Below are 19,632 nucleotides of genomic sequence, written 5' to 3'. Positions count from 1 at the left end.
TTGCGCTTTGCCGCGCTCTCAGCGCTGCGGCGCGCCGGATTCGTAGCGGGCGATCTCCTCCTCCGCCAGCAACTGCCGCAACTGCGTGGCGGAGGCCCGCTTCATCGGCCTTTCGTCCACCGAGGACAAGGGCGCCTGGCGCAGCGCGTCGTGCGGCAGCACGGTGAGGTCGAAGCCCAGTTCCTCTGCGCTGAATACCCACACGGGCAGGTCCGCCACGCGCTCGCGGTCGAGGCGCAAGCGGCGTTCGCGCGGTTCGGCCGGGATGCGATGCTCTTCGAGGAAGCGAGTGACCGCATCCGGGTCGTCGCTGTGGACATGCATGTGGACGGGCGTGTTCGCATCGGCCGTGCCTTCCAGCACCGGGCCCACCAGGCGTGGCGAGAATCCCGACAGGAACTCCATCGCGCGCAGCGCAGCTTCGCGCCGCTGCCTCAGGCCCGCCGCGTGCGCCTCGCCGACGAACAGGCGCTGGTACTCGCGCAGCGCGTCCTCGATCTCGCGGTTGCGGGGCAACGACGCATCGTCGTGGATGCCGAGCCGGTTGGCCGCCTTGAGCTTGGCCTGGTGGAAGTCGCGGATGCCGCCCTCGGCCATCAGCCGGGCAGCCTCGTGGGCAAGGCGCTGGCGGCGCTCGCGCGTGCGGGTTTCGGCGTGTTGACGGGCGTGGTGCATGGTGAGCCTCCGCGTCGAAACTGACCGCGAATGTACACCATGCGCCCGACGTGTCCATGACGGCGCCGAAGCGCCGTCATGCGGTCTTCATCGGCCAGGCGGACCGTCAGAAGATGTCGAACGCTTCCTCGTCCGGCACGGCATCTTCGGGGCCGTACAGGTCGTAGTCCTGGATGCGATCCATGTCTTCGACCTTCACCCATTCGGTCACGCCGTTCAGCGTGGCCTGCACCATGCCGTCGGGCGGATCGTTGAGCGCGACCGGCTTGTCCTTCAGCGCCACGCGCATGTAGTCGATCCAGATCGGCAGCGCGGCCTTGCCGCCGTATTCGCGATAGCCGAGCGACTGGAAGTTGTCGCGGCCCACCCACACCACGGTGGCGTACGTGCCGCCGAAGCCACCGAACCATGCGTCCCGGTGGTCGTTGGTGGAGCCGGTCTTGCCGCCCACGTCTTCGCGCCCCAGCACCTTGGCTGCGGTGCCGGTGCCGCGCTGGACCACGTCGCGCATCATCGACACCAGCTGGTACGCGGTGCGCTCGTCGATGGCGCGCGGCGCGGTGACGGCATTCGGGTCGGCCGGCTTCGCTTCTTCCGTAGGCTTCTGCGTAACGGCGGCTGCGGCGGGCTTGGCGGCATCGGCAGGACCGAAGTTGAAGCCGTCCACCACCTGGCTGGACGGCGTACTGCCGCCATGCTGGCCCTGGCCGCACCCGCGACAGGCGACGGCCGGATTCTCCTTGAACACCACGTTGCCCTCGCGGTCCTTCACTTCGTCGATGAACCACGGCGTCACCCGCGAACCGCCATTGGCGAACACCGCATAACCCCGTGCCACGGAGAGCGGGGTCAGCGAGGCCGTGCCCAGTGACATCGACAGGTTCGGCGGCAGTTCGGCTTCCTCGAAGCCGAACTGGCTGATGTAGGTGCGCGCGAACGGCACGCCCATGCCGTCCAGCAGGCGCACCGACACCAGGTTTCGCGACTGCACGAGCGCTTCGCGCAGCCGCATCGGGCCGCGGAAGCCGCCGCCGTCGTTCTGCGGGCGCCACATGTGGCCGCGGCGGTCGCGGAACACGACCGGTGCGTCCAGCACGATGGACGCGGGATTGAAGCCCTTCTCGAACGCTGCCGCATACACGAACGGCTTGAAGCTGGAGCCCGGCTGGCGCCGCGCCTGGGTGGCACGGTTGAACTTGTTGCCAGCGAAGCTGTAGCCGCCCACCAGCGCGCGCAGGGCGCCGTTGTTCGCGTCCAGCGATACCAGCGCGGCCTGCGCGCGCGGGATCTGGTCGACCACATAGGTGCCTTCTTCCTTGCCGGCCTTGATGCGGGCCATGTCGCCGCGCTTGAACAGCTTGGCGGGCGTGCGACCGGTCCACTTGCTGGCGGCGGCAGGCAGCACGAGTTCCTTGCCATCCGCCATCACCACCGTCGCACTGCCGTCAGCGGCGGTACGCGCCACCACCACCGGCATCATGCCGTTCTGCGCCGGCACGCCCCGCAGGTGCGCGGCCAGCGCGGACGCATCCGCGTCGGCGCCCACGTCGAAATGCTGTTCAACGCCGTTCCATCCATGGCGGTGGTCGTACAGGCCCAGCCCGTCCCGTACCGCGTCGTTGGCAGCAGCCTGCAGCGTGGCATCCAGTGTGGTGGTCACGTGGTAGCCCTTGGTCAGCGCCTCGGGCCCGAAGCGCGCGATCATCTCCTGGCGCACCATCTCGGTCACGTAGGGCGCATACACCTCGATCGGCCGCTCATGCGGCTTGGCGTGCATGGGCTCGGCCTTGGCCTGCGCGGCATCGGCGGCAGTGACGTAACCATCCTCGCGCATGCGTTCCACGACATAGGCGCTGCGCTGCTGGTTGCGGCCGGGATTGCTGATCGGATTGCCGCTGGACGGGAACTTCAATGCGCTGACGAGGGTGGCGGTCTCGGCCAGGGTCAGCTGGTCGAGCGTCTTGCCGTAGTAGTACTCGGCGGCGGCGGCCACGCCATAGGAGCGGTTCCCGAAGAAGCTCTTGTTGAGGTACAGCTCAAGGATCTCGTCCTTGGTCAGCATCTTCTCGATGCGGATGGCGAGCATCATCTCCACCAGCTTGCGGGTGTAGCTGTACTCGGAGCTGAGGAACCACTGCCGGGCCACCTGCTGGGTGATGGTGCTGCCGCCGGCCACGCGGCCTTCCTTGCGGCTGACGATCTGCCAGACGGCACGGGCGATACCCGTGGGGTCGATGCCGTTGTGCTCGTAGAACTTGCTGTCCTCGGCCGCGACGAAGGCCTGCTTGACCCGGGCCGGGACCTTGTCGATCTGGACGGGATAGCGCCGGATCTCGCCGTACAGCCCCATCAGCCGGCCGTCGCTGGCGTAGATGTAGAGGGGTTCCTGCAGTTCCACGTTCCGCAGGGACTGGACGTCCGGGACCTTGGACGAAACCGTGTAGTACAGCACCCCCAGACCGACCAGGCCGGCGAGGGCAAGTATCAGGAACGTGATGAGGGTCCAACGGAGAAGACGACGGAAACGGGACATCCAGTGCTTTCCGATTGCAGAATTCGTAGCGGCAGAGTATAGATGACCGCCGGGATCACCACGGGTGATCCCAAGGGGAACAGGGACTTGGGGAACAACCCTCGTGAAACGTGACAAGCCGCACAGCCACGTCAACGTCGGTTGCCAAGAGTAAAAACTTGGTTATTAATGTCGGCGCGTGTCGTGCGCCCAGTGCCCGTCGGAAGGGGAAAGACCGTGGGGCTAATCCCAAAAAGCCAGTCGTCGCTGATCGGCGTCGATATCAGTTCGACTGCGGTAAAGCTGCTGCAGCTCTCGCGTGTGGGCAACCGTTACCGGGTTGAGCACTACGCCGTCGAGCCGCTGCCGCCCAATGCCGTGGTCGAGAAGAACATCGTCGAGGTGGAAGCCGTCGGCGAAGCCATCCGTCGCGCAGTGAACCGCGCCGGCAGCAAGGCCAAGCACGCCGCTGCCGCAGTGGCCGGATCCGCGGTGATCACCAAGATCATTCCGATGCCCGCCGACCTGGACGAGAGCGATCTGGAGGCCCAGGTCGAGCTCGAGGCCGTCAACTACATCCCGTATCCCATCGAGGAAGTGAACATCGACTTCGAGGTGCTGGGCGCCATGCCCAACAACCCGGAGATGGTGCAGGTGCTGTTGGCCGCCTCGCGTTCGGAGAACGTGGAGCTGCGGCAGTCCGCGCTGGAACTCGGGGGCCTGACCGCCAAGGTCATGGACGTGGAAGCCTTCGCGGTAGAGAACGCCTTTGCCCTGATGGCCAACGACCTGCCCGTGCCGCAGGACGGTGTGGTGGCGCTGGTCGACATCGGCGCCACGATGACCACGCTGAACGTCCTGCGCCGTGGCCGCAGCCTCTACAGCCGCGAACAGGTGTTCGGCGGCAAGCAGCTGACCGACGAAGTCATGCGCCGCTACGGGCTGACCTACGAGGAGGCCGGCCTGGCGAAGCGCCAGGGTGGCCTGCCCGAAAGCTACGAAGTCGAAGTGCTGGAGCCTTTCAAGGAGGCGACGGTCCAGCAGATCAGCCGCCTGCTGCAGTTCTTCTACGCGGGCAGTGAATTCAACCGCGTCGACCAGATCGTCCTGGCAGGCGGCTGCGCCGCACTGGCCGGCTTGCCGGAGATGGTGGAAGAGCAACTGGGCGTACCCACCGTGGTCGCCAACCCGCTGGCGCAGATGACCCTCGGCCCGCGCGTGCAGGCACATGCGCTGGCCCAGGACGCTCCCGCGCTGATGATCGCCACCGGCCTGGCTTTGAGGAGCTTCGACTGATGGCAAGAATCAACCTACTCCCGTGGCGCGCCGAGCGCCGCGCCCAGCGGCAGCGCGAGTTCTACGTGATGCTGGGTGCAGCGGCGATCGCGGGCCTGCTGCTGTCCTTCCTGCTGTGGTTCCACTACGACGGCCAGGTATCCGGCCAGACCAAGCGCAATGACTTCCTCAAGGATGAGATTGCCAAGGTCCAGGCGCAGAACAAGGAAATCGAGCGCCTCGACGAGCAGAAGCGCCGCCTGCTGGCCCGCAAGGACGTCATCGAGAAACTGCAGGCCAACCGTTCGCAGATGGTGCACCTGTTCGACTCGCTGGTGCGGACCATTCCGGACGGCGTGATGCTGGCCAACATCAAGCAGGAAGGCGAAGTGCTGACGCTGCAGGGGCGCGCGCAATCCAACGCGCGTGTCAGTACCTACATGCGCAACCTGGAAACGTCCGGCTGGATGACCAAGCCTGAACTGTCGATCATCGAAGCCAAGCCGGAAGAGGTCAAAACGCTGACCAATACCGGTGCAGGCAGCGCGCTGCCGTACGTGTTCACGCTCCAGGTGCGGTTGGCGAATCCGACGGCGGAACAGGAAGCGGAAAGCGCCGCTGCCGGCGCTGCACCTGCCGACCCGAACGCCCCGGCCACGACCCCTGCTCCGGCAGCGCCGCTGGAGGGGCAACCGTCGGCACCCGCGCCCGCCACACCCGCCGCGCCTGCGCCCGCCACCCCGCCACCGGCCGCGCCCGCAGTCGGTTCGCCCCAGGCTTCCGGGAGCAACACATGAGCCAGAAGACGTCGCTCAAGAACCTGGACATCAACAACATCGGTGCATGGCCGCAGAACGCCAAGATCGGATTCTGCGTGGTGCTCGCCCTGTTCATCCTTGTCCTGTCCTACTTCCTCTTCGTCAAGGGGAAAGTGGAGACGCTGGATTCGCTCGAGCAGGAAGAGGTGCGCCTGCGCCAGGACTTCGAGAAGGAGCAGGCCAAGGCCGCCAACCTCGAACCCCTGAAGCAGCAGTTGGCCCAGATGGAGCAGGTGCTCCAGCAGATGCTGCGCCAGTTGCCCAGCAAGACGGAAATGCCCGACCTGATCATCGACATCTCGCAGACCGCGCTGTCCAGCGGCCTGACCAACGAGCTGTTCCAGCCGGAGCCCGAAACGCTGAAGGAGTTCTACGCCGAGAAGCCGATCCAGCTGCGCATGGTGGGCAACTACCACCAGTTCGGTGCCTTCGTCAGTGGCGTTGCATCGCTGCCGCGAGTGGTGATCCTGACCATGCACGACATCTCGCTGCAACCGAAGGAAGGCAAGGGCGGCATCAATCGCGGCGCCCTGGAGCTCTCGGGCACGGTGAAGACGTATCGCTACCTGGATGAAACCGAGGTTGCGGAGCAGGAGGCCGCGGCGGCTGAAGCTGCCAAGGCGAGCGGCAAGGGCAAGGCGCCCGCAGCGGGAGGGCAGCAATGATGCGCGGCAACTGGCACTTCATGATCCTGGCTGCGGTCGTGCTGACGTCCGGCTGCGCCCGCGGCATCACCAGCACGCCCGGGGATGCGCCGAATCTGCAGACCTGGGTGGAAGACGTGCGCGCCCGTCCCGCACCACCGCTTGAACCGCTGCCCGTGATGCAGCAGTTCGAAACCTTCGAATACGCGGCGCAGACGCTGCGGGATCCTTTCAGCAACGCCTGGAGCAATACCGATGGCGGCGGGCTGCGGCCGGATCCTGACCGGCGCAAGGAAACACTGGAGCAGTACCCGCTGGACAGCCTCGACATGGTCGGCACGCTCGGCAAGGGGGCAGGTCTGGTGGCACTGGTGATGGGACCCGACAAGGTCACCTACCGGGTACGTCCGGGGAACTACCTGGGGCAGAGCGATGGCCGGGTCACCTCGGTCCGCGAAGATGGCTTGGAACTTGTCGAACTAGTGCCGGATGGCGCAGGCGGATGGCTGGAACGGCCGGCGTCGATTGCGCTTGAAGATCAATGATTGGGGGATACACGATGACCGCTACGAATGCCCACCGCCCGCGGCCGTCCCGGCGCCTGGCTACTTTCCGGGTCTGCTCTCTTGGGCTGGCCATCGGCCTGCTTGCGGCTGCCAATGCTGCAGGCGCCGCGTCGCCAACGCCACCGGCCACGTCCCCCGCCACTGTCGCGACGCCTGCGTCCGCAGTTTCGGTGTCGAACATCGACTTCCGTCGCGGCGAAGATGGCTCGGGTCGGCTGATCGTCAAGTTCGATGGCCAGGGTGCTGCCCCGGACCTGCGCAACCAGGGCGACAGCGTCGTGGTGAATGTCGGCAACGCGACACTGCCCGCTTCACTGCAGAAGCCGCTCAACGTGGTCGATTTCGCCACGCCCGTGCAGCGCGTCGAAGCGCAGAGCAAGGGCGGTGGAACGCAACTGGTGCTCAGCACCCGCGGTGATTTCGAATCGCTGGCCTACCAGTCGGGCAACGAGTATGTCGTGGAGATCGTGCCGCGCGCCGGACAGAAGGCCGTGGGCGGGGCGAATGCCACCTCCGGGACCAGTGCTTCTGCCGTGGTCGCGGCAGCGCAGAAAGTGGCCTCCGAGGCACGCCGCTACAGTGGCCGCCCGGTGACGTTCAACTTCCAGGACGTGCCCGTGCGCACGGTGCTGCAGCTGATCGCCGAAGAGTCGAATCTCAACATCGTCGCGTCCGACACCGTCCAGGGCAACGTCACGTTGCGCCTGGTCAACGTGCCGTGGGACCAGGCGCTGGACATCGTGTTGCGCGCCAAGGGCCTGGACAAGCGCCGTGATGGCGCCGTGGTCTGGGTCGCTCCGCAGCCCGAACTGGCCAAGTTCGAGCAGGACAAGGAAGACGCGCGCATCGCGATCGAGAACCGCGAGGACATGGTCACCGACTACGTCCAGATCAACTATCACAGCGCCTCCGCGATCTTCAAGGCACTGACCGAAGCCAAGGGCATCGGCAACCAGAACAGCGGTGGTGGCGGTGGCGGCGGTGGTAGTGGCGGCCGGGACCAGGAGAACGGCTTCCTCTCGCCGCGCGGTCGCCTTGTGGCCGACGAGCGCACCAACATGCTGATGATCAGCGACATCCCGAAGAAGGTCGCGCAGATGCGCGAACTGATCTCGATGATCGACCGGCCCGTCGACCAGGTGCTGATCGAGGGCCGCATCGTGATAGCTAGCGACACCTTTGCACGCGATCTCGGCGCCCGCTTCGGCATACAGGGCCGTCGTTTTGGCGACCGCAGCCAGGGTATCGGTGGTTCCCTGGGTGGAAACGCCGGCAATGTCAGCGACCCCAGCCGGCCCATCACCCCGGGCGGCCTGAACGTCAATTTGCCGGCGGACGGGTTCACCGAAGCGGCGGCAGGCGCGCTGGCTTACACCCTGCTGGGCCGCAATTTCGCCATCGATCTCGAGCTGTCGGCGATGCAGGAAGAGGGACGTGGCGAAGTCATTTCCAATCCGCGCATCGTCACCGCCAACCAGCGTGAGGGTGTCATCCGCCAGGGCCGGGAAATCGGCTATGTCACCATCACCGCTGGCCAAGGTGGCGTCGCCACGCCGAACGTGCAGTTCAAGGAAGCCTTGCTGGAATTGAAAGTGCTGCCGACGATCACCAACGACAATCGCGTCTTCCTGAACCTGAATGTCAAGAAGGATGAGGTGGCGGAGCTGATCACGCTCGAAGGCTATGGCACCGTTCCGACGATCGACAAGCGCGAAATCAACACGGCGGTGCTGGTCGAGGATGGCCAGACCGTCGTGATCGGTGGCGTGTACGAGTTCGCCGACCGCAGCAGCGTGGCGAAGGTGCCGTTCCTCGGCGACATCCCGTTCCTGGGCAACCTGTTCAAGAAGAAGGGACGCAGCAAGGAAAAGGCGGAGTTGCTGATCTTCATCACGCCGAAGGTGTTGTCGGTTACCAAGCGCTGACGCGTCGCGCTCATCGCATCATCGAAACGGGCCGCGATTGCGGCCCGTTTCGTTTCTTCCCACCTGAGGCTGAATCCGGTTCCGATCCGTTGTTCCCTGCGGGAACCGCCATGGCAAACTGCGGTCACAGGCAGGCCATGCCTTCCGGAACGCCCATGGATCATCCGTCTCAGGACACCCGTACGCTGTTCGATCGCTTCATCGCGTTGCGCGAGGACCTCTCCCGGACCATCGTCGGCCAATCCGCGCTGGTCGAGCGGCTGTTGATCGCGTTGCTGGCCGATGGGCACCTGCTTGTCGAGGGCGCCCCGGGACTTGCGAAGACGACGGCCATCCGCGCGTTGGCGTCGCGGCTGCAGGCGGACTTCGCGCGCGTGCAGTTCACGCCGGACCTGTTACCCGCCGACCTTACCGGCACCGAGGTCTGGCGACCGCAGGATGGCCGGTTCGAATTCCAGCCCGGGCCGGTTTTCCACCCCTTGCTGCTGGCCGATGAAATCAATCGCGCGCCGGCCAAGGTGCAGTCGGCATTGCTGGAAGCCATGGGCGAACGCCAGGTGACAGTGGGTCGGCATACCTACCCGTTGCCGGCACTGTTCCTGGTGATGGCCACGCAGAATCCGATCGAGCAGGAAGGCACTTTCCCGTTGCCGGAGGCGCAGCTGGACCGTTTCCTCATGCACGTGAAGATCGGTTACCCCGAGGCGGCGGCGGAGGCCGACATCCTGCGGCTGGCACGTGATCGCGCGCGCGAACAGATGCAGTCGGTCCCGGCGGCGGTCGAGCGCATGCCGCTGGAGGATGTCTTCAGTGCGAGGGCACAGGTGCTGGACCTGCACCTGGCACCGGCACTGGAACGCTATCTGATCGAACTGGTCCTCGCCTCGCGCGATGCCGCGCGCTACGACGCGACGCTGGCGCGGCGGATTGCCTGGGGCGCGAGCCCGCGGGGTTCCATCGCGCTGGAGCGCTGCGCACGTGCGCGCGCCTGGCTGGCGGGCCGCGACTACGTGACGCCCGACGACATCCGCGCCATCGCGCCGGACGTGCTGCGCCACCGGGTATTGCCCAGCTACGAGGCGACGGCCGAGGGCTGGGATGGCGATCGCCTGGTGAAGGCGTTGCTCGACGTGGTCCCGCTGCCCTGAGCGCCTGCGCGAACGTCCGCACGGCATGCCCATGAGCGAAGGCATCGTACCCACCCTTGCCGAGTTGATCGCGTTGCGGGCCAGCGCGCAGCGACGACCTCCGGCGCGGCGCGGACGGCATTCCATCACCGGGCCCGCCGCCTCGCCCTTGCGCGGGCGCGGCATGGAATATGCGGAGTCCCGCGAGTACGTGGCGGGCGACGATGTCCGCCACATCGACTGGCGACTGACGGCGCGCAGCGGGCGCACGCATACCAAACTGTTCCAGGCCGAACGCGAACGCCTGACGCTGGTCGTGGCCGACACGTCGCCCCTGCTGTACTTCGGCACGCGCACGCGCTTCAAGTCGGTACAGGCCGCGCGTGCCGGCGCGGTGGCGGCGTGGCAGGCCGTGCGCGACGGCGATCGCCTGGCGATCGTGCGGGGCAGCATGACCGAAGCGCCTGTTCCGCCCGCATCGGGTACGCGTGGAGCGTTGCGTGTCCTCGATGCGCTGGTGCGCTGGTATACGGCGCCACCGCCGGAGGATCTCGGGTTGGCGTTCGCGCTCGACCACGCGGCGCGCCTGCTGCGACCGGGCTCGCGCCTGCTGGTGCTGGCCGATCCCCACAGCCTGGCCACCATCCCGGAGACGCGGTGGCCGGCACTGGCCGCGCATCATGACGTGGTCGTGCTCTTGCTGACCGATCCGCTGGAGACGGATCCGCCAACGCAGCGCCTTCCCTTCGTCACCGGAAGCCAGCGCGTGGAGCTCGATCTTGCCAGCACCGCGCAACGCGACGCGTGGCGTGCCGAGTTCGAGCAGCCCCTCGACCGCGCGCTCGATCGTTTGCCTGCACGCGGCGTGGAAGTAAGGACGCTGTCCACCGATGCGGACAGCGACGCGTGGCTCGTCGCGCTGGGCCGCGCGCAGCCGCAGGTGGCCTGAGCATGGGCATGGCGACGCTGGTGTTGCGTGATGTGCATGTGCCGGCGTCGCCGTCGTGGTGGCCGCTGGCGCCGGGCTGGTGGTTGTTGATCGCTGTCGTCCTGCTGCTCATTGTCGGCGCGATGGCATGGCGACTGCGTCGCCATCGACGTCGCCAGGCATGGCAACGCTGGTTCGATGCGACGAACGAAGAAACATCGCCTGCCGGACAGGTGGCCGCGATGTCGGAGCTGCTGCGGCGTGCCGCGCGCCGCCTGGATGCTTCGGCGGACAGGCTGGAAGGCGAGGCATGGTTGCGTTTCCTTGATGGTGGACACGGCCACGCGTTCACGCAGGGGCCCGGCCGCCTGTTGCTGGAGGGCGGTTACCGCCGCGACGTGGACGCGGCCGAGTTGGCTGCAGCGCGCACCGTCGCGCGCGCGCGCTTCCTCGAACTGATGGCGGGTTCGCGTTGAGCGGTTCACTGCCGATGCTGCAGTTCCTGCAGGACGGCTACGCCGGCTTCGCATGGCCGTGGTTCTGGCTGGCGTTTCCCTTGCCCTGGGTAGTGCGCTGGCTGCTGCCCGCGCGGCGAACCCAGGACGATGCGCTCAGGGTGCCTTACGGCCGTTCGGTGCAGGCCATCGCGCAGCGCGGCGGCCGAGGCATGCCGGGGCGGGCCGCCGCGCTGGCCTGGCTCGTGTGGTTCCTGCTGTGCGCCGCTGCGGCGCGTCCGCAGCAGTTTGGCGATGCCGTCACGCCGCCGGTGAGTGGACGCGACCTGATGCTGGCGGTCGACCTGTCCGGCAGCATGACCGAGCCGGACATGGAGCTGGGAGGCGCCGTGGTGGACCGCCTGACGGCTGCGAAGGCGGTGCTTGCCGACTTCCTCGACCGTCGCGAGGGCGATCGGGTCGGGCTGCTCGTGTTCGGACAGCGCGCGTATGCCATGACACCGCTCACCCGCGACCTGCAGACCGTGCGCGACCAGTTGCGTGACGCCGTGGCCGGGCTCGCTGGCCGCGAGACCGCCATCGGCGATGCGATTGCCCTGGCCGTGCGTCGCCTGCGCGCACAGCAGGACGGCCAGCGTGTGCTGGTCCTGCTCACTGACGGCGTCAATTCCGCCGGCATCCTGACACCGCAGAAGGCGGCGGAGCTGGCGAAGGAAGAGGGTGTCCGCATCCACACCATCGCGTTCGGCAGCGACGGCGCGATGAGCGTGTTCGGCATCCCGCTGCCGCTGCCCGCCAGTTCGCCGGAGGACATCGATGAAGCCACCCTGCGCGAGGTGGCGAGCAGGACGGGGGGCCGCTTCTATCGCGCGCGCGATACGGGCGAGCTGGCCGGCATCTATGCCGAGTTGGACCGTCTTGAGCCGGTGGAACAGCCCGGCAAGGCCGTGCGTCCGCGCATCGAACGCTATGCATGGCCGCTGGCGGGCGCGCTTGCAGTGGCTCTGCTGGCCTTCGTGTTGCCAGGGAGGCGCAGGTGAACATCGACTGGACCGCCCTGCATTTCCTGCGGCCACACGCGTTGTGGGCCCTGCTTGCGCTACCCGCGCTGGCGTGGGCGTGGCGAATCCGCCGGCAACGCGAGAATGCCTGGCGGGGACATGTCGATGCCCATCTGCTGCCGCATCTGCTGGTGCGGGGCGGTGCCGGCGCGCGAACAGGAGTGCTTGCGGCCGCCATCGCCTTCGTACTCGCGGTGCTCGCGCTGGCCGGCCCCAGCTGGCGCCAGGCCGACCAGCCGCTGTGGCAGGCGCAACGCCCGCTGGTGGTGGTGCTGGATCTCTCCAGTCGCATCACCGCCACGGATCTTCCGCCGTCGCGCCTGCTCCAGGCGCGGGCGAAACTGGCCCAGGTGCTGGAGGTCCGTGCAGGCAGTCCCCTTGCACTGGTCGCCTACGCGGACGACGCGTTCACGGTGACGCCACTGACCGACGACACCGCCAATATCCGCCTGTTCCTCGATGATCTTGCGCCGGACATCATGCCGGTCGACGGGCAGCGCGCCGATCGCGGCATCGCCTGGGCAGCGCGTCTGCTGACGCAGGCCGACGTCCGGAAGGGGGACATCCTGCTGCTCAGCGACCAGGCCGATGATGCCGCGCTCCGCGCCGCCACCGATGCCCGTGCACAGGGCTTTGCCGTCTTTGCGCTGGGGGTTGGCACCGCCTCGGGCGCTGCGTATCGCAGCGGCGACAGCGTGATCGGACGTGCCGCACTGGATGCCGCATCGCTGCGCGCACTGGCGGCTGCGGGAGGCGGTCGTTACCACACACTGACCGCGGACGAGTCCGATCTTGCATCACTCGGCCTGCGCTCGCCGGAACAGGTGGGTGAAGGCAGTGCCGCCGCGGGTGGTGGCAAGGCATGGCGCGATGAAGGCTACTGGTTGCTGATTCCGATCCTGATGCTCGCATTGCTGTGGTTCCGCCGTGGCGCCGCGCTGGTGCTGGTGGGGGCGCTCTGGCTCCCGCTCGCGCAACCGGCGCATGCGGCTGGCATCGAGTGGTGGCAGCGCCCGGATCAGGCCGAACACGCGCGCATCGCCGAGGGCGCCGATGCGTACCGGCAGGGCGACTTCGCTGCCGCCGAGCAGGCGTTCACCGGTATCGATACCGCCGAGGGCTGGTACAACCTCGGCAACGCGCTGGCGAAGCAGCAGCGTTACGACGACGCCATCGCGGCGTACGACCGTGCATTGCGCGCGCAGCCGGGCATGGCCGACGCACTGGCGAACCGTGCGGCCGTGGACGCGGCACGCAAGCGCCCCCCGTCGCCAGGGGAGGGCCAAGGCAAGCCAGGACCGCAGGGCGACGGAAAAAATCCGTCGGAGGCGCAGCAGGACGACGCGAAGCCCGATCCCGCGGATGGCAGGAACGCATCGCCATCGCCTGCGGACACGCCTTCCGCCTCCCCAACAGCGCGCGATGCGGGCAAGCCGTCTGCTGACTCAGATCCATCGCGCACCGGCGCGCCACCATCATCCACGCCGGATGCTGCCGCGCAGGCTGCTGCCGATGCGGCACAGCGTGAGCGCATGCGTGCGGCGATGGCGCGCGAATCCGGAGCTGGGAAGGATGCAACCGAGAACACGCCTGCCGTTCCGGTCGAAACCGCGGAGCAGCGCGAACGGCGCCAGGCGGTCGATGCATGGCTGAAGCGTGTGCCGGACGAACCCGGTTCGCTGCTCAAGGCAAAGTTCCGGCTCGAACACGAACGCCGGCAGAGGGAAGGGCGATGAAGCATCGGGTATTGATCCTGTTGTGCCTGCTGGTGGCATGGCCGTTCTCGTTGATGGCCGCCACCCGCGCGTGGCTGGAACAACCCACCGTCACGCTCGGGCAGGCGGTCACGCTGAATGTGGAAACCGATGCGGTGTCCGCCACGCCCGACCTGACCCCGCTGATGCGCGATTTCGAGGTGGAAGGGCAGTCCGACAGCCGCAGCGTCGGACTTGTGAACGGGCGCGTGCGCAGCAGCACCATGTTCGCGCTGACGCTGCGTCCGCGGCGCGCGGGCACGCTGGCGATCCCGGCGTTGCAGGTCGGCGGCGAACGCACCGCCCCGCTGATGCTCGAAGTGACCGCGACCCCGACCGCCAGCGCGGCATCGAACGGTCTCGTATTCGTGGAAACCGAGATCGACGATCCAAGCCCGTACGTGCAGCAGTCGGTGGGCGTCACCGTACGGCTCTACTACGCCACGCCGCTGGTCTCCGGCCAGCTCGACCTGGATCCGCCGGAGGGCGCGTTGCTGCAGCGGGTCGGTGACATCGTGCAGTCCAGCCGCGAGATCGACGGGCGGCGTTACAGCACCGCAGAGCGTCGCTTCCTGCTGGTGCCGGAGCGCAGCGGCCCGCTGACACTGCCCGGCCCGCGTTTCAGCGGACGGGGTGCGGGCGGCTGGATGGACGACCTGCTCGGCGGCAACAGTCGCGAGGTCGACATCACCGGCTCGCCGCGTACGCTGCAGGTTCGCGCGCAGCCGGCGAACGCACCTCAGCCCTGGCTGCCAGTGCGTGATCTGCGCCTGCGCTACACCGCAGTGCCCGATCAACTGCGTACGGGTGAAGCGGCCACGCTTGCCATCGAGACCACCGTCATCGGCGCCACGCAGGCACAGCTGCCCGAACTGCCCGTGCCCTCGATACCCGGCGCGCAGGTGTTCGCGGAGCCGCCGCAATACGATGAGACGTTCAATGGCGGTACGCCGCAGGTGAAGCTGACGCATCGCTACTCCGTCGTGCCCTCGCAGCCGGGCTCGCTGTCGGTGCCCGGCGTGGCGATGGCGTGGTGGGACGTGCGTACCGGCACGGCGAAGCGCGCGACGCTGCAGGACCTGGCGATCCCGGTCGTGCAGGGGAGCGGGCAGGCGGCGCATCCGCCGGCACGGGATGCCGCAGCGCCCATGGCGCCGGCCGCCACGGACGACGGCGTCATGGCGCTGTCCGGCGATCGACGCCTGCCAGCCCACCTCTGGCCGTGGCTGGCCGCCGGTTTTGCGTTGCTGTGGCTGGCCACGCTGGTGTGGGGGCTGTCGCGTCGGCCGGGTGGCGCGAACGTGGCCCGCAACCGCGGACATGTGACGGACCCGGCCCGTCCGATGACATCCTCCGCCACCCACACGGCGGCCGACCTGAAACGCGTGCTCGATGCCGGTGATCTCGACGATATCGAAGCCGTGCTCTGCGGCATGGCGCGTCCTGCGGCCATCGACCTGGACGACCTGCAGCGTCGCCTCGCCATGCCGGCGCAGCGTGCCGCAGTGGACCTGCTGCGCCGTGCCCGCTGGGCCGGCGGCGATCCGGCACAGGCCCGCCTTGCGCTGCGTGAAGCCTTCCGTGGAGGGCCGCAGTGGCAGGCAGGCAACGTCGGCGTGGCGGACGAACCGCTGCCGCCGTTGTATCCACGGTAGGGGAAACCAGGCCGATGTTCGTCATCCCTCTGCCGTAAGCGATGCCCTTCAGGCGGCACCCACGCGCGCCGCCATGCGTGGACGGGCCGCCATGCCGGGTTTGCTAAGCTCCCGACTTTGTCGCTGCAGGACCCGCCGATGACCGACGCCACGCCCGCCAACCGCGCCAAGCTCCCGTTGCACTGGAAGATGGCCATCGGCTTCGGCATCGGCCTGATCGTCGGTCTCATCGTGCATGCCTCCGGCCAGGGCGACGCGGGCTGGGTGCAGGACGTCACGAAGTACGTCACCACGCCCTTCAGCAAGATCTTCCTCAACCTGATCTTCATGCTGATCGTGCCGCTGCTGTTCTCGGCGCTGGTCTGCGGGATCGCCGAGATGGGCGACATCCGTGCGCTGGGCCGGATCGGCTGGAAGACGCTCGCCTACACCATCGTGCTGTCCGCGGTGGCGGTGCTGCTGGGGCTGGTGCTGGTGAACGTGCTGAAGCCGGGCGTGGGGGTCGATCCCGCGCTGGCGCAGCAGCTGATCGCCGAGAACGCCGAGCGGACGAAGGAGATCGTTGCCAGCGTCGGCAGCCAGCCCACCGGCATGGACATGCTGCTGTCGATCGTGCCGGACAACGTCATCGGCGCGGCGTCCAGCAACGCCGCCATCCTGTCGCTGATGTTCTTCGCGGTCATGTTCGGTGTCGGCCTGGTGCTGACCCCGTCGGAGAACACCGGCGTCCTCAAGCGCGGCATCGAAGGCGTATTCGAGATCTCGATGACGCTGATCGGTCTGGTGATCCGCCTGGCGCCGTACGCGGTGGCCTGTTTCATGTTCAACCTAGCGGCGATCTTCGGTTTCGACCTGCTGGTGCGCCTGGGGGCGTATGTCGGCGTGGTGGTGCTGGCGCTCGCGCTGCACCTGGTGGTCAGCTACTCGGTCGCGTTGAAGCTGGCCGGCTACTCGCCCCTGACGTTCTTCCGCGGCGCGCAGGAAGCGATGGTGATGGCGTTCTCCACCGCCTCCAGCAACGCCACCCTGCCCACCGCGTTGCGCGTGGCGGACGAGAAGCTGGGCCTGCCGCGCACGGTGTCGCGCTTCGTGCTGACCGTGGGCGCGACCGCCAACCAGAACGGCACCGCGCTGTTCGAGGGCGTGACGGTGATCTTCCTGGCCCAGTTCTTCGGCGTGGACCTGTCGCTGGGCCAGCAGTTCATGGTGATGCTGGTCTGCATCCTGGGCGGCATCGGCACGGCCGGCGTCCCGTCCGGCTCGCTGCCGGTGGTGGCGCTGATCTGCGCCATGGTCGGTGTGAACCCCATCGGCATCGGCCTGATCCTGGGCGTGAACCACTTCCTCGACATGTGCCGGACCACCCTCAATGTCACCGGCGACCTGACCCTCGCGTCGCTGGTGGCCAAGGGCGAACGCGTCGACGTGAAGCTGCCCGGCCAGCCGGGCTAACACCCCGCGCAGGCCCTCGCAACCGCGACAGGGCGGGCGGGGGGTGGGACAATGGGCAGCCCGCAGCCCGCCGGGCGCCGCCCCTCTGCCCCGATCCCCATGACGACGCCCACCCGCCGCCAGCTCGCCAACGCCATCCGTTTCCTCGCCGCCGACGCGGTGCAGGCCGCCAATTCCGGCCATCCCGGCATGCCCATGGGCATGGCCGATATCGCCGAAGTGCTGTGGAACGACTACTACCGCCACAGCCCGTCGAACCCGCACTGGTTCAACCGCGACCGCTTCATCCTCTCCAACGGCCATGGCTCGATGCTGCAGTACGCGCTGCTGCACCTGGCCGGCTATGACCTGCCGTTGCAGGAACTGAAGAATTTCCGCCAGCTGCACAGCAAGACCGCCGGCCACCCGGAGCGCCACGAGACGCCGGGCGTGGAAACGACGACCGGTCCGCTTGGCCAGGGCTTCGCCAACGCGGTCGGCTTCGCGCTGGCCGAGAAGCTGCTGGCACAGCGCTTCAACCGCGAAGGCCACGCCATCGTCGACCATCGCACCTTCGTGTTCATGGGCGACGGCTGCCTGATGGAGGGCATCTCTCACGAGGCTGCCTCGCTGGCGGGCACCTGGGGCCTGGGCAAGCTGGTGTGCTTCTGGGACGACAACAAGATCTCCATCGACGGCAACACCGATGGCTGGTTCACCGACGACACGCCGGCGCGCTTCGAGGCCTACGGCTGGCAGGTGGTGCGCAACGTCAACGGCCATGATCCGGTCGAGATCAAGACCGCCATCGACACGGCGCTGAAGGCTGCTGACAAGCCCACGCTGATCTGCTGCCGCACGACGATCGGCTTCGGTTCGCCGAACAAGGCCGGCAAGGAATCCAGCCATGGCGCGCCGCTGGGCAAGGACGAGCTGGACGCGACCCGAGCCGCGCTGGAATGGCCGTACGGCCCGTTCGAGATTCCTGCCGACATCTACGCCGGCTGGAACAAGGTCGATGCCGGCAAGGCGCGGGAAGCCGACTGGAATGCGCTGTTCGACGCTTACGCCACGCAGTATCCGGAGCAGGCCGCCGAACTGAAGCGTCGCGCCTCCGGCGAACTGCCGGCCGACTTCGTCGCGCAGGCCGATGCCTACATCGCCAAGGTGCAGGCCGAAGGCCCGGTGATCGCCTCGCGCAAGGCGTCGCAGAACACCATCGAGGCCTTCGCGCCGCTGTTGCCGGAACTGGTCGGCGGCTCGGCCGATCTGGCACACTCCAACCTCACGCTGTGGAAGGCCAGCAAGTCGGTGTCCACCACCGACCCGAACGCGAACTACGTGTACTACGGTGTGCGCGAGTTCGGCATGACCGCGATTGCGAACGGCCTGGCGCTGCACGGCGGCTTCGTGCCGTTCGACGCGACCTTCCTGGTGTTCAGCGACTACGCCCGTAACGGCGTCCGGATGAGCGCGCTGATCCCGGCACACGCCATCCACGTGTACACCCACGACTCCATCGGCCTGGGCGAGGACGGCCCGACCCACCAGCCAGTCGAGCACCTGGCCTCGTTGCGCTACATCCCGAACAACGACGTGTGGCGTCCGTGCGACGCGGTGGAATCGGCGGTGGCGTGGAAGCAGGCCATCGTCCGCCAGGACGGCCCGAGCTGCCTGGTGTTCTCGCGCCAGAACCTGCCGCACCAGCCGCGCACCGAGGCGCAGGTGGGCGACATCGCACGCGGCGGCTACGTGCTGGCCGATGCCGATGGCACGCCGGACGTCATCCTGATCGCCACCGGTTCGGAAGTCGGCCTGGCCACGCAGGCCAAGGCGACGCTGGACGCGCAGGGACTCAAGACGCGCGTGGTGTCGATGCCGTCTACCGATGTGTTCGACCGCCAGGATGCGGCTTACCGCGAGACCGTGCTGCCGAAGGCCGTGCGCAAGCGCGTGGCGGTGGAAGCGGCCATCAGCGACTTCTGGCGCAAGTACGTTGGCCTGGATGGTGCGGTGATCGGCATGACGGGCTTCGGCGCGTCCGCCCCCGCCGACGCGCTGTACAAGCACTTCGGTATCACCGCGGAGGCGGTGGTCGAGGCGGCGAAGTCGCTCTGAAGCGGTCCATCTGCCGCTGTAGGAGGGGCTTTAGCCCCGACCGCGTCGGAATTCTGCCCGCTCGCTGAAAGGGTTTCACCGATAGTTGCTGGAGCCATGGCGCATCACCCTGCGCCATGGCTTTTCAACATCCGGGCTCTGGTCACCAAGCGTTGCGCCGAGGTCGTTGGTCCGAGCCGGGTCGCATCTATCTGGTAACCACTACGACTTACCGGCGCGAGCCTCATTTCAGTCAATGGGAAGTGGCCAGCAGGATGTCGGAGGTGCTCGCCTGTCGCAGCACATGGTCGCCGCACGCAGAACTGCTTTGTTGGGTGCTGATGCCAGACCATTGGCATGGATTGGTGCGGTTGACCGGCACCGCGCCGCTCGCGCAGGTAGTGGGCTTGGCGAAGGGACGGTCAGCGCATGCAACGCGTAACGTCTTGGCCGGGAAGCGGGTCTGGGCAGGCGGATTCCATGACCGCGCGCTGCGAAGGGACGACGACACCCTGGTAGCCGCTCGCTACATCATAGCCAACCCTATGAGAACGGGACTGGTTGCGCGCGTTGGTGACTACCCCTTTTGGGATGCAGTCTGGTTGGAGTAATGGGACGGCGGTCGGGGGGGGGGGCCCCCCCCCCCCCCCCCCCGCGGGGGGGGGGGGGGGGGCCCCCCCCCCCCCCGGGCCCCCCCCGCGCGCCCCCC

The 19,632-nt window shown here is 67.7% G+C and carries 16 protein-coding genes; 14 read left to right on the top strand and 2 right to left on the bottom strand.

Going from position 1 to position 19,632, the window contains the following annotated elements; translation table 11 throughout:
* Positions 1-18 precede the first annotated feature (18 nt).
* Positions 19-675, bottom strand: coding sequence for a hypothetical protein (locus ACIPRS_RS08320; RefSeq protein ID WP_446538207.1), 657 nt, complete (start codon positions 673-675; stop codon positions 19-21).
* Positions 676-781: 106 nt separating this feature from the next.
* The gene (locus tag ACIPRS_RS08315; protein ID WP_446538206.1) at positions 782-3,208 is read right to left on the bottom strand and encodes a penicillin-binding protein 1A; all 2,427 of its coding nucleotides are present in this window, start codon (positions 3,206-3,208) and stop codon (positions 782-784) included.
* Positions 3,209-3,424: 216 nt separating this feature from the next.
* Between ACIPRS_RS08315 and ACIPRS_RS08310 the strand changes: the two genes are divergently transcribed.
* The 14 genes from ACIPRS_RS08310 to ACIPRS_RS08245 all read left to right on the top strand — a co-directional run bounded on the left by ACIPRS_RS08310 (position 3,425) and on the right by ACIPRS_RS08245 (position 19,534).
* Entirely contained in the window at positions 3,425-4,483 is a 1,059-nt protein-coding gene (locus tag ACIPRS_RS08310; protein ID WP_446538205.1) for a pilus assembly protein PilM, read from the top strand.
* A complete protein-coding gene (locus ACIPRS_RS08305; protein ID WP_446538204.1) occupies positions 4,483-5,259 on the top strand; it encodes a PilN domain-containing protein in 777 nt (258 codons plus the stop codon). Before ACIPRS_RS08310 ends, ACIPRS_RS08305 begins: the two co-directional genes overlap by 1 nt.
* Positions 5,256-5,945 carry a type 4a pilus biogenesis protein PilO gene (locus ACIPRS_RS08300; RefSeq protein WP_192202108.1) on the top strand — a complete coding sequence of 230 codons (690 nt, stop codon included), beginning with the start codon at positions 5,256-5,258 and terminating at the stop codon, positions 5,943-5,945. The genes ACIPRS_RS08305 and ACIPRS_RS08300 overlap by 4 nt, the downstream gene beginning before the upstream one ends.
* Complete coding sequence (locus tag ACIPRS_RS08295) at positions 5,942-6,469, top strand: pilus assembly protein PilP (protein ID WP_446538203.1); 528 nt, start codon at positions 5,942-5,944, stop codon at positions 6,467-6,469. The genes ACIPRS_RS08300 and ACIPRS_RS08295 overlap by 4 nt, the downstream gene beginning before the upstream one ends.
* 14 nt (positions 6,470-6,483) lie before the next feature.
* Positions 6,484-8,415, top strand: coding sequence for a type IV pilus secretin PilQ (locus ACIPRS_RS08290; protein WP_446538202.1), 1,932 nt, complete (start codon positions 6,484-6,486; stop codon positions 8,413-8,415).
* A 137-nt stretch (positions 8,416-8,552) separates the two neighbouring features.
* Positions 8,553-9,563 (top strand): AAA family ATPase, encoded by a 1,011-nt coding sequence (locus ACIPRS_RS08285; protein WP_192202106.1) that lies wholly within the window; start codon positions 8,553-8,555, stop codon positions 9,561-9,563.
* Between the two features lie 31 nt (positions 9,564-9,594).
* The gene (locus ACIPRS_RS08280) at positions 9,595-10,491 is read left to right on the top strand and encodes a DUF58 domain-containing protein (RefSeq protein ID WP_446538201.1); all 897 of its coding nucleotides are present in this window, start codon (positions 9,595-9,597) and stop codon (positions 10,489-10,491) included.
* A 2-nt stretch (positions 10,492-10,493) separates the two neighbouring features.
* Positions 10,494-10,946, top strand: coding sequence for a DUF4381 domain-containing protein (locus ACIPRS_RS08275; RefSeq protein ID WP_446538200.1), 453 nt, complete (start codon positions 10,494-10,496; stop codon positions 10,944-10,946).
* 14 nt (positions 10,947-10,960) lie between these two features.
* Positions 10,961-11,965, top strand: a complete 1,005-nt coding sequence (locus ACIPRS_RS08270) for a vWA domain-containing protein (RefSeq protein WP_446538447.1) — start codon at positions 10,961-10,963, stop codon at positions 11,963-11,965.
* A complete protein-coding gene (locus tag ACIPRS_RS08265; RefSeq protein ID WP_446538199.1) occupies positions 11,962-13,722 on the top strand; it encodes a tetratricopeptide repeat protein in 1,761 nt (586 codons plus the stop codon). Before ACIPRS_RS08270 ends, ACIPRS_RS08265 begins: the two co-directional genes overlap by 4 nt.
* Entirely contained in the window at positions 13,719-15,395 is a 1,677-nt protein-coding gene (locus tag ACIPRS_RS08260) for a BatD family protein (protein ID WP_446538198.1), read from the top strand. The genes ACIPRS_RS08265 and ACIPRS_RS08260 overlap by 4 nt, the downstream gene beginning before the upstream one ends.
* Before the next feature lie 138 nt (positions 15,396-15,533).
* A complete protein-coding gene (locus ACIPRS_RS08255; RefSeq protein ID WP_192202101.1) occupies positions 15,534-16,847 on the top strand; it encodes a dicarboxylate/amino acid:cation symporter in 1,314 nt (437 codons plus the stop codon).
* Between the two features lie 99 nt (positions 16,848-16,946).
* Entirely contained in the window at positions 16,947-18,944 is a 1,998-nt protein-coding gene (tkt, locus tag ACIPRS_RS08250) for a transketolase (protein WP_446538197.1), read from the top strand.
* A 116-nt stretch (positions 18,945-19,060) separates the two neighbouring features.
* Positions 19,061-19,534 (top strand): REP-associated tyrosine transposase, encoded by a 474-nt coding sequence (locus ACIPRS_RS08245; protein WP_446538196.1) that lies wholly within the window; start codon positions 19,061-19,063, stop codon positions 19,532-19,534.
* Positions 19,535-19,632: the final 98 nt, after the last annotated feature.

It is taken from the genome of Pseudoxanthomonas sp. LARHCG66, from assembly GCF_052871755.1.
The sequence above is the reverse complement of the archived record's forward strand: the minus strand, read 5'-3'. Positions and strand labels throughout refer to the sequence as shown.